The sequence below is a fragment of the Methylocella sp. genome (assembly GCF_041905455.1).
Classification (GTDB): domain Bacteria; phylum Pseudomonadota; class Alphaproteobacteria; order Rhizobiales; family Beijerinckiaceae; genus Methylocapsa.
Map to the genome: position 1 here is coordinate 1 of NZ_JAYRLA010000018.1, position 14,213 is coordinate 14,213.

A 14,213-nucleotide genomic window follows, 5' to 3' on the forward strand; every position below is an offset into this window, starting at 1 on the left:
AGCGTGATGTCGCAGGTGTCCTCGACAAACGAGAGGATCAGGCTCTTGTGCGCATCGATGCGCGCCGACCAGCGGTCGCCGCCACGTTTGAGGGAAGCCGGACTGCCGGTCTCGTCGCGCCGCTGACGCCACCGGATCGCGCTCGACGCGGAGACGCCGAAACGCTCCGCCGCCTGACGCCGGGAAAGACCGCCGGACACAGCGGCCACAACGCGTTCTCGAAGGTCGAGCGAAAGGGTCTTCTTCGACATGGCCTGCCAGCCTCCTCCGCCAGCAGGCATCTTGAATCAGACCGAAGCCGATTCGGGAATCCCCCGCGATTCAATCAGACAAGAAACCGCTCTAGACGTCTGCTCACACTTATAAATCAAATATATAGACGATTAAGCCGCCCCCAGAGGCGACTTAATCGAACCGTCTCCGCCTCAGCGCGGCCCTGCGTCGTGGGCGCCGGTCTCGGCGACGCTGCGGCCGGGGTGGCGCGCGCCCTGCGGCGCCGGCGAATAGGGCGACTCGAAGCCCTTAGGCATGCCGGCCGAACAGGTTGAGAAATCGCCCTGCGCCGCGTCTGGGCATGTCGGCAGGACGTCGAAGGTCGAGCCGGCGTCCTGCCCGAGCGTCGTCGTCCAGGCGTTGGGGCCGTCGCCCTTCAGCGGATACGTCCCCACCGTCGGGCCCAGCGCTTTCTGGATGAAATCCAGCGGCAGGCAGCCGGAGCGCCGTGGATCAACGTCGCAGTAGACGTTGTTCTCGAAGCGGCGCGTCTGCTCTTGCTTGTCCGGGCTGACGGCGAGCGTCCACAGGGGATAGTTGCGGGCGAGATCGACGTTGCCCGGCCCGGTCCCGAGCATGACCACATTGTGGTGAAAATGGACCTGCTCCAGCCCGTCATGACGCGGACCGTAGTTCGAGCCGCCCTCGACGAGCGTGACCGGGCCGGAGGAGGGATAGTTCATGTAGACGCGCGGCGAGCCGTCGCTCCACACGAAATCCTGCCAGAAGATGTTGTTCCTGACCTCGAAGAGATGGCCCGTGAGCTGCAGGATCCGGTTGGTGCGGACGTTGGTCACGATGTTCTTCGAGATCGTCACGCAGGCCGAGGCGTTGGTGTCGAAATAGAGCGGCACGCCGTCGTGGCCGCCCTTGCGCGGCGCCCGCTCCGCGCCGCCCGCGAGCGTCGGGCCGGAAACCTTCGCGTCCGACGCCGCGATCGTCACCGCGTTCCCGCCGGCGCCGCGGAAGCGCGCCTTGACCTTGAGCGTGGATCCGGACGCCGCATAGGTCGCGACGGCGAGGCCGAGCTCGGGCGAGGCGCGCAGCGCGCCGACGAGATTGTCGAGCGTTCGCGCGAGCGTCGCGCCGATCGGAACGAGGTTCTTCTCCCGCCGGCCGGCGCCCTCCGCGAAGACGAGCGTGACGCCGTTGATCGCGACGCTCTGTCCGGGCGAGGGATTGTCGGCGAAGACGATCTCGCCGGTCGCCGGGGCGGCGTCGGCGACCGGCCATTTTCCGGGCTCGAGATTGGAGATGTAATTATATTCGACCAGGAGGCCGTATGGCGCGCCGGCGTCCGCGCCCGAGGCGTCGCGATAGCCGGTCTCCGGCTGGTTCGCGCCGCAATGCGCCTGATTGTTGTAGATCGCGCCCCAGTCGGAGAGCTGGGCGGCCCCGGCGATCGTGGCGCCGCTGACGACGTCGATGAGCGAACCCTGGCTGTCAAGCCGGTTGTAGCCGATGTAATTATTGTACTGGTTGGTCTGATAGGCCGTCCACGGCGTCGCCCGCCAGCGCTGGCCCGGCTCGCCCGTCCCGGCCGATCCGCCGAGCGCGATCGCTGCGGCCCCCGAACCCAGCACGGAGTTGAAGGCGATGACGTTGTCATGGCCGTTGGGAATGGCGATACAGGCGGCGCCGATGACGAGGCGGCCGCAATCCTCGATCCGATTGTTCTGGACGAGATTGCCGCTCGAATGGTCGTTGCGCGTCGTCGGCGCGACGCCCATCGGTCCGATCTCGAAGAAGGCGCGGCTCGAGTTGACGTAGCTCTCGCCGGCGCCGAAGGCCTGGCCGCCGACGTCCTCGACCACATTGTTGGAGAAGGTCTCGCGCGATCCGCCCGGGAAGATCGCCGCACCTTCGGAGAAATGCTTCAGGGCGCTGTGGTCGATGACGACGTCGACCGCGCCGACGCCGGTGATCGCGCCGAGGGCGCCGGCGTAGATCGTGTCCTGCGATCCGCCGATGAAGCCCGCGACCTTGCCGCTGTAGCTCGCAAAGCCCGAATGGATCGTCGAATTGCTGTAGGCGAAGGTCAGGTTCTCGAACGCGACGCGGCCGACCGGCCGGCCGCGCGAGACGCCCGGCGCGCCGCGCTGCGCGTCGGCCGCGCCGCTGTTCGAGATCAGCACGAGCGTGTTGAGCACCGGCGCGACGATCTGCGCCGCCTCGAGGCGCTCGCCCTCGCGCGGCTTGTAGATCAGCGTTCCCGCCGGAAAGCCGCAGGCCGAAGCGCCGGCGCGCACGAGATAGATCGTCCCGCCGGCGCTCGCCGGCAGGTCCTCGCAGACGTTGCGGCGCCACCAGGCGCCCCCCTTGATCAAGCCGCCCTGCTTCACGCCGCCGTAGCCCCTGAGCGTCGCCGAGGCGGCGGCGTCGTCGATCGAAGCGAGGGGGATGATGTCCTGATACCACCCGGAGCCCGCGAGCTGGATGCGGATCGCGCCGACGTCGGACCATTGTCCGCAGAGCTCGGCGCCCGGCGGCGCGGGAAAAGGCGCGCAGCCGCCGGCGTTGAAGAAGAACCGGTCCTGACCAAGGAGCGTGCGGCGGTCGCCGTCGTTCTGCGGTTGCGGCATGTCCGGCGCGGACGTCGGGCGCAGCGGCCCCGCTGCGGTCAGCTCGCCGTCCCTCGCCATGGCGAAGGGCGCGCGCGCGAGACTCGGGCCGCCAAGGCCGCGCTCGGTCCAGCCAGCCCGGCGCCCGTTGACCCAGATCGCGCCGAACATCTGGCGGCCGGCGGCGACCTCGGGGATGAAGCTCGTCCAGACCCTGACGCCGGCCATGTCCGCCTCGCGCCACTTCCAGCCGGAGGACGGCGACAGGTCGCGCCCGCCGCTGACGACCGTGGTTTCGCCGGGAAAGCCCGCGTAGGTCGTCCGGCGGCCCTCGCTCACAGTGTCGAGGGCGGTGAGGACCAGTCCCGCCGGGGCGTAGTCTCCGGCGCTCTGGTCCGAGCGCGGATCTGCGAGCGGATAGACGCCGCCGCGCAAAAGGACCTTGTAGTCGCGGTCCGGGTTTTTCGCGATGGCGGCGGCGACGACGTCGCGCGCCTTGGCGAGGGTGCGGCACGGACGCTCGATCACGCAGTCGCGTCCGAGCTGCGCCTGCGGCGCGTCGACCCCGTCCGGCGCGAGGTAGACGTCGGCGGCCGGGGACGGCGGCGACGGGTCGGCGCCTGCGGGCGCGGCCGCGACGACGGCGAGGGCGCAAGCAAGGGCGATCGCGCGCATCCTGTCCTTCCGTGTTCGAAGCGCCGGCTCGACGCCGGCGCAGCCTAGATGGCGCGCTCGCTCCCCTCAACGCCGCCGCGCAGAATTGATCGCGCCGCGCAAGGCGGCGCAAGGGCGCGGACGGCCTCATGACCGCGATTTGAAAAGCCTGGGAAAACACGCCAGCGGCGGCGCGATCCGACGGCCAGGCTCGCGCGCCGGCGGTCGGGCGTCATCCCGTCAGCCGATCGGTCCGATCCGGCCGGACGACGCTTCAGGACTTGAAGAGGTCGGCGAGACCCTTCGGCTTGGCGGCGGGAGCCGCGGCGGCGACCTCGGACGGCGCGCCCTGAACGGGCGCAGGGGCTTCCGGCTCGTCAGCGGCCGGCTCCTCCAGCAGCAGCGGCGGCTCCGGCGGAACGAGCGGCGCGAATACGGCGTCCTCGGCCTCGTCCGCCTGCGGCAGGCGCTCCAGCGGCTTTTTCCAGACAAAGGCGTCGAGCTTGCCGGTGACCGGCGAGATCGGACGCCACGTCTCCGAAATCACGCCGTCGGCGATCCAGATCGGATCGCGCGGGGCGTGCGAGGCGCGCGTCAGCCATTCGCGCACATAGCCCTGCGCGCCGTGCTGCTTCTCCTCGAGCTCCGCCATCAGGCGGCACATGCGCGCCGTCGGACGCTCCGGCCCGTCGACGAGCGGCTGCATCGCCTCGCGCGCGGCTTCGCAGTCGCCCGCCTCGAGCGCCGTCTGCGCGACGATGAGCTTGCTTTCGGCCTCGCGCGGAGCGCGCTGGGCGAGGGCGAGGGCGCGCTTGCGCCGGTCGGCCGGCGCCTCGCCGGGATAAAGTCCGAGATAGATCTTCGCGAGTTCGGGATGCGGCGTCTGCGCCCAGGCGCTTTCGATCATCTTCTCCGCCTTGCGCGGATCGCCCGCCTCGGCGGTGAGCCGCGCCGCGAGCGCGAGCGCGGGCGTGAATCCGGGCGCATGCTTCAGCGCCGATTTCGCCAGCGCCAGAGCCTCCGCCGGACGCGCGTCGGCCGTATCGGGGGCGCGCGCGGGCTCGCGGCCGCCGCGCGCGCGCCCCCGCAACTCCTTGTCGAGGAACCGCGCGCCCCGCCCCGTCTCGAGCAGCGCCAGGGCGCCGCGCCAGTCGCCGGCCGCGGCCTTGTGCTCGAAATTCTCCTGCGCCGACCAGGGCAGCGGCGAAAGCTCGCGGGCGGCCTCGGCGTAGCCATGCGCCGCCTCTGCGTCGCCGCGCCGTTCGGCCTCCACATGCAGTCCGCGCAGTCCGAGGAGGCGCATCTCGTTGCGCTTGGTCATCTCCTGGAATGCGCCTTCCGCCTGCGCGCGGTCGCCGGAGAGCTGCGCCGCCTGCGCCTTGAGCAGCAGCGCGAGCGGCTCGCCGGGAAGCTTGCGCTGCGCCTCGGCGGCCGCGCGGCGCGCCGTCTCCGCGTCGCCCTCGCCTACCGCGATCATGCCGCGCGAGAGCGCCGCGAAGCCCTTTTCGCGGCTCTGGCCGCGCGTCGCCACGGCCATCAAGGACGGAATCTTGAAAGTGAAGCGGATCGCGCTCCACGCCGCGGCGAGAAGCGCGGCCGCGACCAGCACCGCCGCTATGCCCATGAGGGCGGAGGTCTCGATCGTATAGCCGTGGAAGTGCAGCGTCAGGTCGCCGGGATGTTCAACGAGCCAAGCCTCTCCCACGGCGAGGAGGGCGAGCACGGCGAGAAAGAAGAGGACGCGAATCATGTGTCAGCCGCCGAAAGCATGAGGGCCGGCGCGACGCGCCGCACGACGTCTTCTCAGGATGGAGACTTCACCTATGAAGGAGACTTGCTCAGCGCCGTCGCGGCGTCGGCCTCGATCGCGTTCGCCGCCGCGACGGCGTCGAGCCGCGCCTTGGCGAGATCGCCCCAGTCCGCCGATTTCGCCTTGAGGCTCTCCGGCAGCTGCGTCCACAGAGCATAAGCCCCGGCGACGTCGCCGCGCTTCAGGGCGGCGCCGATCGCGGCGAGACGGCCGGGAATGTCCGCGTCGGACGGCTCCGCCTCCCGGCGCACGCGCACGAGGGCGAGCGCGTCATGCTTCAGCCGGTCGATGACGCCGGCTTCCTGCGGCGGATCCGTCAGCTCGAGCGTCGGCGCGAGCCGCGAGAAACTCTCGGCGAGATCGGCCGCGGTCGGCGCTCCGGCCTTGGCGCGGGCGCGCAAGGGAGCGAGCCGGGCGGCGTCGACGCCAAGGTTCTGCAGAGCGAGGAGATCGGCCTCGTAGGGCGCGCCCGAGTCGACATGGTCGCGCAGCATCGTCGCCATCAGCGCGCGCGCGTGGAGCGCGTCGCGGCGCTTTTGCGCCTCGGCGGCGGTCTCGAGCTCCTTGCGGGCGCCTTCGTCGATCTTCGGCGCGTTCACCTGCGTCTCGACGGCGCCGAGCTTGCCCATCATCGCGTCGAATCGCGCGGCGACCCGGGACTCGAGCCCCTGCAGACGCGACGCGACGTCGTCGACGCGCGATTCGACCGGCCCGAGGTCAGGCGCGGGCGAGGCGGGCTCCTTCGTCGAATCGACGGCGGCCGCAGCCTTCGCGGCGAGGTCGGCGCCGACGCTCTCAGCGCGCCGCGCCGCCGCGTCCGCCTTCTCGGCCGCCTCCTTCGCGGCGGCGACGGCGGCGACGGCCGCGGCGGCGGAGGCAGACGCGCCGGGCTCGCTCCCCGCCCCGCGCGCCGCGTTCTCGGCGGCCGCGACGCGGCCCTGAAGGGCGGACACGGCCGTCGCGGCGGCGGCGGCCTTCTTCTCGAGATCGAGCGTGCGCGCGTTCATCTCGGCGAGCGGGTCGGAGCCGTCGGCTTCGAGGTAGCGCAGGGCCGCGCCGCCGCCGAGCCCGCCGAGGACGCCGAGGACGAGGGCGCCGATCAGGAGGGGAGCGCGGGACGGCGCCGCAGCTGCGGCGGGAGGCGCGACAGCGGGCGGCGGCTCGACGGGAGGCGGCGCTTCGGACGCCGGAGCCTCCTCCGGCGGGACCGGCGGCAGAACAGACTCGTCCTTCTCTTCGGCCATGCGCCGTCCCCCCGCGTTTTGTTCTTATCCCAAGCAGTAAAGCATGGCCGCGCGGCCCGCAATGACGAAGCCCGCGAAGCGCGACGTCTCCCGTCCGTTCATGCGGCGCAATGTCGCATGGGCGCCCGGTTATTCGGCACGGCGTCAGCCTCGCATGACAAGCCGTTACAGACTGACGGGGTCATGTCGGCGCGTTCGCGCGGGCGCACGCGTTCGGCTTCGACGCGGACGAACGCGCTCGCGATTTGAAGGAATTATGAGATCTTCCTTTTCTTTGCAGGCGCAGGCGCCGCAGCTTTCCTAACTCGCCCATAAACGGTGATAATAAATATCTATAATCAATAGTTACATTTTTTCACCATATTTGAGAGCATGATCACGAGGCCGCGCCCACGCTGGACGGAGCGGCGGAACGCTCGCCTACGGAGACTCGACGTGTCAGCTTCGCGCAGCAGATTCGGCCCGGCCGCGCGCCGGGGATATTTTCGTGCGGGCGCGCGGCTGGCCGCCGCCGCCGGCGCCCTTTGCTTCGCCGCCTCGACGGCCTCGGCCGCGCCGGTCGTCGTCACCGCGCCGTTCACCGCGTCGCCCGGCGACTTCATCACGCTGCAGGGTTCGGGCTTCGGCGCGACGCCGAAGCTCTTTTTCAGGGTCGGCGACGGCGCCGAGAGCGAAATCCCGATCGCCGCGGGGCGCGACGACATCGTTTCGGCGCGCATTCCGCAGACGGCCGCGACGGGGCTCTACAAGCTGCGGGTCTATGACAACGTCTCCGCCTTCAGCGCGCCGACGCAGATCAACGCGCCCGTTCTCCATCATTTCGACGCGCCCGACATCGCCCCGGGGCTTCCAGTCCGCATCATCGGCCGCAACATGGTGATCGGCGGCGGCGTCCCGACCGTGACCCTGCTCGACACGGCGACCGGCGCCCGGCTGCCGGCGACCGTCTCGGCCCAGCAGCGGCTCTACCTCGTATTCATTCCGCCCTCTTCAATCGTCGCCGGACATAGTTACAAGGCCGTCGTCTCGAACGGCTACGGAACGACGACGACGGACGCCACCGTGCTCGGCCACGCGGCCGGCAACGACTATTTCAAGATCGGGCAGGCCTGGGCGTTCGACTACGTGACGCGCGACGGCGCCGCCTATCTCAACGGCGCGGCGGGCGGCGATCCGAAGGCGCAGCACGTCTTCAACGTGAAGACGTCCGCGTCGCTGACGACGCGCGCCGTCGGCGACGGCGTCGTCAACGACGCCAAGGCGATCCAGGGCGCGCTCGACCGCGCCTCGGCCAACGGCGGCGGCGTCGTCTATCTGCCTGCGGGCGTCTATTTCATCGGTTCGTCGACGCTGCGCCTGCGCCCCGGCGTCGTGCTGCAGGGCGCGGGCGCGGGCGCGTCGACGATCACCTACGGCCCGCCCGACGGCTCGACGGCGAAGATCTGGGGCGTCGTGCTGCCCGACCAGGGCGACCTGACCGGCGTCGCCGACCTTTCGCTGAAGAACCTCGACACGTTGCGCCGGCCGGTGACCAATTTCAGCTCGAACTCACTGCCGATCACGCGCTTCTTCATCCAGCGCGTCAACTGGGACCTTGGCGGCGGCTCGTCGATCTACCTCGCCGGCGACCGCATCGCCGTCCAGAAGTCGACTTTCACGCAGGGGATCAACTACACCAACGGCGACGCGACGACCGGGGGAGCCGGCCCGTTCTACGTCGGCTCCGTGACCAACCTGCGTTTCGCCGACAACAAGATCAGCTGGGCCACCAACCAGGTGGCGATGAACGACGTGACGGGGGCGACGATCGAAGGCAACGTATTCACGCGCAGCGCCTCCGACGTCGTTCCGGCGCCTGCGGCCATAGCGGCCTCGGGCCTGCTCAAGGCCGTCGCCAAGGGCGACCCGGTCGAGCGCGTGCTCGGACGCCAGCTGTCGATGCAGTTCGGCAAGAACATACTGCTCTACGGCAACACGTTCGGCGTCTCCGACGGAGACATCAAATATAATTTGAACGACGGCGAAACCTTCCTCAACGAGTCGATGGAGCGCTCCGACGTCGGCGTCGTGACGTCGGCGGCCGATTCCAGCGTCTCGGCCGACGGGAAATGCTCCGGCGTCTGCGCGTGGAACTATTTCAACGGGAGTTCGGTCGTCTTTCTGGTGAGCGGCAAGGGCGCGGGCCAGTGGCGCCACGTCACGGCCAAGACGAACAACACCTTCGCGATCGACAGGCCATGGGACGTGAAGCCCGCGGCCGGGGACCGCTTCGCCCTGTCCGTCCCTTCCTTCGAGAACGTCATCTTCGCCGCCAACACGATGTCCGACAATCCGACCGGCGTGGCGTTCTTCTCGGGGATGTTCCTCAACACGCTGGTGACGAACAACGCCTTCAACAACAATTCCGGAATCTATCTCGACGCCAAGTCCTGGATCAACACGTTCCGCTGGACGGGGCCGACCTTCAGCGCGTTCAAGAACGTCGAGATCAAGAACAACGTCCTGACCAACTCGAACGGGAAGTCGGCCGCCTATATCCACGTCGGCGTGACTCTGCGCTATCCGAGCTATGTCTTCGGGACCGCGCTCTACGGCGTCGAAGTCCGCGGCAACAGCGTCACCGCCAAGCCGGGAACGACGCCCTACCTCTATCCGGAGGGCTTCCAGAACGTCGTCATGAACCAGATCACGAGCGGGCTTCAGTACAATGGCGAAAGCATGATCGACGGCACGGTGTTCCAGAACAACGGCTGCCTCAACTGTCCGACCGCCTTCGCGATCTCCGGCGCGACGCTCGGAACCGTAATCTGGAATAATTCGGTCAAGACGTCGCCGGGCGTCGCTTCGGTCGCCCTGTCCGACGCGCCGATGTACTATCGGCCGGCGTCCGAGACGTCGATGCTGACGGTCTACGGCCACGACTGAACGAGCGACGCGGCTGAACTGGCGGCCAGGAGCGCCTGAGGCCGGCCGGCTTCAGGCGCCCTTGCGCGCGGCGAGCATGTAATTGACGTCCATGTCGTCCGCAAGCCGCCAGCGGCGCGCCAGCGGATCGTAGACGACGCCGGCCTCGTCGAAGACTTGCGTCCCCGCGCGCTCCAGCGCGCGGGCCAGCTCGCGCGGAGTGAGGAACTTGCGCCAGTCGTGGGTTCCGCGCGGCGCCCAGCCGAGCACGTATTCGGCGCCGACGATGGCGAGCGCGTAGGATTTCAGCGTGCGGTTGAGGGTCGCCGCGAACAGCGTCCCGCCCGGCGCCGTCAGGTCCGCCGCCGCGCGCAGGAAACCCGCGACGTCGCGCACATGCTCGATCACCTCCATCGCGAGCACCGCGTCGAAGCGCTCTCCCCGCGCGGCGAGCGCCTCGACGCTCGTTTGACGGTAGTCGATGGCGAGCCCTGCGGCTTCGGCGTGGGCCCGCGCGGCCGCGACGCTCGCCGCCGCCGGATCGATCCCCGTCACCTGCGCGCCGAGGCGGGCGAGCGGCTCGGCGAGGATGCCCGCGCCGCAGCCGGCGTCGAGCAGGCGCAGCCCCTGAAGCGGGCGGGCGCCCTTGTCCGCCTGCGGCGCGAGAATGTCGCGGACATAGGCGACGCGGACGGGGTTCAGCCGGTGCAGCGCGGCCATCGGCCCGTCAAGGCGCCACCAGTCCTGCGCCAGCGCGCCGAAGCGGGCGACCTCCCCCGCGTCCACCGACGCCGCCGATCCTTCGCTCGCCATGTTTGCAATCCGTCCGGCGTTATTGCATATACGCGCCGCGCTGAAGCCGCCGCGCAGGGCGCGGCCCCGCCCGCCGCCGCGCGCTCTTGATTAAGCTCCGGGCCCGCCCGACGCAATCGCCCGACGGCGCAAGCGCCGGCCGCGCGCCGCACGCCAAGGCGTGAACGAACGAAGGAACGCTTGGCGCCCATGTCCATCGCGGCGGCAAAGTCCGGCACGGCCGAAAAGTCCAGCGGGGCCGGCAAGCCGCGCCTCGTCATGAAGTTCGGCGGCACTTCGGTCGCCAATATGGACCGCGTGCGCAACGTCGCGCGCCATGTCGCGCGCGAGCGCGCGGCGGGCTACGACGTCGCCGTCGTCGTTTCGGCCATGTCGGGCAAGACCAACGAGCTCGTCGCCTGGTGCCAGGACGCCGCGAAAGTCTATTCGCCGCGCGAATACGACGTCGTCGTGTCCTCCGGCGAGCAGGTGACGGCGGGCCTCCTCGCGATGACGCTCATGGGCCAGGCGATTCCCGCCCGCTCGTGGCTCGGCTGGCAGATCCCGATCCGCACCAGCGACGCGCACGGGGCGGCCCGCATCGAGGACATCGACGGCGCTCCGCTCGCCGAGGGCTTCGCCCGCGGCGAGGTGGCGGTGGTCGCGGGCTTCCAGGGGCTCGCCGGCGACGGGATCACGACGCTCGGCCGCGGCGGCTCCGACACCAGCGCCGTCGCCATCGCCGCGGCGATCGGGGCCGAGCGCTGCGACATCTACACCGACGTCGACGGCGTCTATACGACCGATCCGCGCATCGTGCCAAAGGCGCGCCGGCTCGACCGCATCGCCTTCGAGGAGATGCTGGAGATGGCCTCGCTCGGCGCCAAGGTGCTGCAGGTGCGCTCGGTCGAGCTCGCCATGACGCACAAGGTCAAGACCTTCGTCCGCTCGTCCTTCGACGATCCGGACGCCCCGCAGCCCGGCACGCTGATGTGCGACGAGGAGGACATCGTGGAGCAGCCGATCGTCACCGGCATCGCCTTCGCGCGCGACGAGGCGCAGATCACGCTGAAGCGCGTGGCCGACCGCCCCGGCGTCGCCGCCGCCATCTTCCTGCCGCTCGCCGAGGCGAACATCAACGTCGACATGATCGTCCAGGTCGCCTCGGACGACGGCGCGGCGACGGACATGACCTTCACCGTGCCCGGCGCCGAGTTCGAGCGCGCCAAGGCGATCCTGACCAGGACGCAGTCCGAGATCGGCTTCGCCAGCCTGCACGGAGCGCGCGACGTGGTGAAGATCTCGGCGATCGGCGTCGGCATGCGCAGCCACGCCGGCGTCGCCGCCAAGGCCTTCAAGGCGCTCGCCGACAAGGGCATCAACATAAGGGCGATCACCACCTCGGAGATCAAGTTCTCCGTCCTGATCGACGAGGCCTACGCCGAGCTCGCGGTGCGCACGCTTCACTCCCTTTACGGCCTCGATCAGGTCTGAAGCCCGGGAGCGGCGCCTTCAAAAGCGCAAAATCGCGGCCCGGCCCGGCCGCTCCGCGCGGGGCGGCGTCACAATTGCTTGCGGATCGGGGCTCGCGCCGTTTAAAGGGTGGGTCGTCGCGTCAGGCGGGGCCTTCGAAAGAGGGCGCGGCGGCGTTCCCGCGCCCGATCGCAGCGGCCCCTTCGGGCCCGGTTTAGGAAGTTTGCCATGTACGGCGCACTCGGCGGACCGCGTCTGCTGCTGCGCCGGCTTCGCGAAGTCATGGCGGAGCCGGTCAGCCCGCAGGCGCGGCTCGACAAGATCGTCGTGCATATCGCGGCCAACATGGTCGCCGAGGTCTGCTCGGTCTATATCCTGCGCGCCGACGGCAGGCTTGAGCTCTACGCGACCGAAGGGCTCAACCGCGACGCCGTGCACCGCACCACGATGCGCGCGAGCGAGGGCCTCGTCGGCCTGATCGCCGAGACGGCGGAGCCGCTGGCGCTCGCCGACGCCCAGACCCATCCCGCCTTCTCGTACCGGCCGGAGACCGGCGAGGAGATCTATTCCTCCTTCCTCGGCGTGCCGATCCTGCGCGGCGGCAACACGCTCGGCGTGCTCGACGTCCAGAACAGGGCGCGGCGCGTCTACACCGACGAGGAGATCGAGGCGCTCCAGACGACGGCGATGCTGCTCGCCGAGATGATCGCCTCGGGCGACCTGCAGTCGCTCGCCGTCGAGCCGGGCGCCGACATCGCGCTCGGTCGCCCGCGCAGCCTCGCCGGCGTCGCGCTGTCGGAGGGCGTCGGCCTCGGCCACGTCGTGCTCCACGAGCCGCGCATCGTCGTCAAGCAGCTCATCGCCGAGGACCTCAAGCACGAGCTCGAGCGGCTCGACAAGGCGATCGGCGAGATGCGCGAGGGGCTCGACGCGCTGATCGAGCGCGGCAAGCTCGAGCCCGGCGAGCATCGCGACGTGCTGGAGACCTTCCGCATGGTCGCCCACGACCGCGGCTGGCTGCGCCGCCTGCGCGAGGCGGTGGCGACCGGCCTCACCGCCGAGGCGGCCGTCGAACGCGTGCAGAACGACGCCAGGGCCAAGCTGCAGCGCCACCCCGAGCCGTCGATGCGCGAGCGCCTGCACGACCTCGACGACCTCGCCAACCGCCTGCTGCACCAGCTCACCGGGCAGAGCTACGTCGCCGCCCATGACGAGCTGCCGGCCAACGCCATCGTCGTGGCGCGCGCCATGGGCCCGGCCGCCCTGCTCGAATACGACCGCTCGAAGCTGCGCGGCCTCGTGCTCGAGGACGTCGGCGGCGGCAGCCATGTCGCGATCGTCGCGCGCGCGCTCGGCATCGCCGCGGCGGGCGACGTCGCCAACGTGCTCGACTTCGTCGAGCCGGGCGACGCGATCATCGTCGACGGCGTGACCGGCGACGTGCATGTGCGCCCCGCCCCCGACATCGAGCACGCCTACGCCGAGAAGGCGCGCCTGCGCGCCAAGCGGCAGGAGCAGTACCACCGGCTGCGCGACGTTCCCTCCGTCACCCGCGACGGCGTCGAGGTCGAGCTCCACCTCAACGCCGGCCTGCTCGTCGACCTGCATCATCTCGAGGAGACCGGCGCGCGCTCGGTCGGCCTGTTCCGCACCGAGCTGCAGTTCATGCTCGCCTCGCGCTTTCCCAAGACCGGGGAGCAGGAGCGGCTCTACCGCGCCGCCCTCGACCTCGCCGGCGAGCGGCCGATCACCTTCCGCACGCTCGACATCGGCTCCGACAAGATCCTGCCCTACATGACCCAGGTCGAGGAGGAGAATCCGGCGCTCGGCTGGCGCGCCATCCGCATCGGCCTCGACCGCCCCGGCCTCCTGCGCACGCAGCTGCGCGGCCTCCTGCGGGCAGGCGCGGGCCGCGACCTGCGCATCATGTTCCCGATGATCGCGAGCCTGCGCGAGCTCGAGGAGGCCCGCGCGATCCTCGACCTCGAGCTCGCCCAGCTCGAACGCCACGGCCGCGCGCCGCCGGCGAGCCTCAAGATCGGGATAATGATCGAGGTGCCCTCGCTGCTGTTCGAGATCGAGCATATCTGCGCGGCGGTCGATTTCGTCTCGGTCGGCTCGAACGACCTGCTGCAGTATTTCTACGCCGTCGATCGCGACAACAAGCGTGTGTCGCGGCGCTTCGATCCGCTGTCGCCGCCCTTTCTGCGCGCGCTCAAGCGCGTCGTCGACGCCGCCCGCGCCTCACGGACGGCGCTCACCCTGTGCGGCGAGATCGGCGGCTCGCCGCTCGAGGCGCTGGCCCTGCTCGGCATCGGCTATCGCAGCCTCTCGATGTCGGCGACCGCCATCGGGCCGGTCAAGGCGATGGTCGTCGCCACCGACCTGCGCCTCGCGCGCTCCTTCGTGATGGCGCGGCTCGACGAGAAGTCGAGCGCGCTCGACCTTCGCGCCGAGCTCGCGGCCTTCGCCGAGGAGCATGGCGTGCCGCTCTAGCGCCGC

The 14,213-nt window shown here is 70.2% G+C and carries 8 protein-coding genes; 3 read left to right on the forward strand and 5 right to left on the reverse strand.

Features of this window, described 5'->3' with window-relative positions:
- From ACE3OG_RS13670 to ACE3OG_RS13685, 4 genes are all read right to left on the reverse strand, one after another.
- A partial coding sequence (locus tag ACE3OG_RS13670) for a helix-turn-helix domain-containing protein (RefSeq protein ID WP_374309562.1) occupies nt 1-251 on the reverse strand: 251 nt, incomplete at its 3' end.
- A 174-nt stretch (nt 252-425) separates the two neighbouring features.
- Complete coding sequence (locus ACE3OG_RS13675; RefSeq protein ID WP_374309564.1) at nt 426-3,509, reverse strand: hypothetical protein; 3,084 nt, start codon at nt 3,507-3,509, stop codon at nt 426-428.
- Nucleotides 3,510-3,762: 253 nt separating this feature from the next.
- The gene (locus ACE3OG_RS13680) at nt 3,763-5,238 is read right to left on the reverse strand and encodes a heme biosynthesis protein HemY (RefSeq protein WP_374309566.1); all 1,476 of its coding nucleotides are present in this window, start codon (nt 5,236-5,238) and stop codon (nt 3,763-3,765) included.
- Between the two features lie 71 nt (nt 5,239-5,309).
- A complete protein-coding gene (locus tag ACE3OG_RS13685) occupies nt 5,310-6,542 on the reverse strand; it encodes a COG4223 family protein (protein WP_374309568.1) in 1,233 nt (410 codons plus the stop codon).
- 435 nt (nt 6,543-6,977) lie between these two features.
- On the opposite strand from ACE3OG_RS13685, the gene ACE3OG_RS13690 reads away from it, so the two are divergent.
- The gene (locus ACE3OG_RS13690) at nt 6,978-9,467 is read left to right on the forward strand and encodes a glycosyl hydrolase family 28-related protein (RefSeq protein WP_374309570.1); all 2,490 of its coding nucleotides are present in this window, start codon (nt 6,978-6,980) and stop codon (nt 9,465-9,467) included.
- 51 nt (nt 9,468-9,518) lie between these two features.
- Here the strand turns inward: ACE3OG_RS13690 and ubiG are convergent, their stop codons facing one another.
- A complete protein-coding gene (ubiG, locus tag ACE3OG_RS13695) occupies nt 9,519-10,259 on the reverse strand; it encodes a bifunctional 2-polyprenyl-6-hydroxyphenol methylase/3-demethylubiquinol 3-O-methyltransferase UbiG (RefSeq protein ID WP_374309572.1) in 741 nt (246 codons plus the stop codon).
- 189 nt (nt 10,260-10,448) lie between these two features.
- On the opposite strand from ubiG, the gene ACE3OG_RS13700 reads away from it, so the two are divergent.
- Nucleotides 10,449-11,732, forward strand: coding sequence for an aspartate kinase (locus ACE3OG_RS13700; RefSeq protein ID WP_374309574.1), 1,284 nt, complete (start codon nt 10,449-10,451; stop codon nt 11,730-11,732).
- A gap of 207 nt (nt 11,733-11,939) precedes the next feature.
- Nucleotides 11,940-14,207: a phosphoenolpyruvate--protein phosphotransferase gene (gene ptsP / locus ACE3OG_RS13705; RefSeq protein WP_374309576.1), complete on the forward strand. Its 2,268-nt coding sequence runs from the start codon at nt 11,940-11,942 to the stop codon at nt 14,205-14,207.
- Nucleotides 14,208-14,213: the final 6 nt, after the last annotated feature.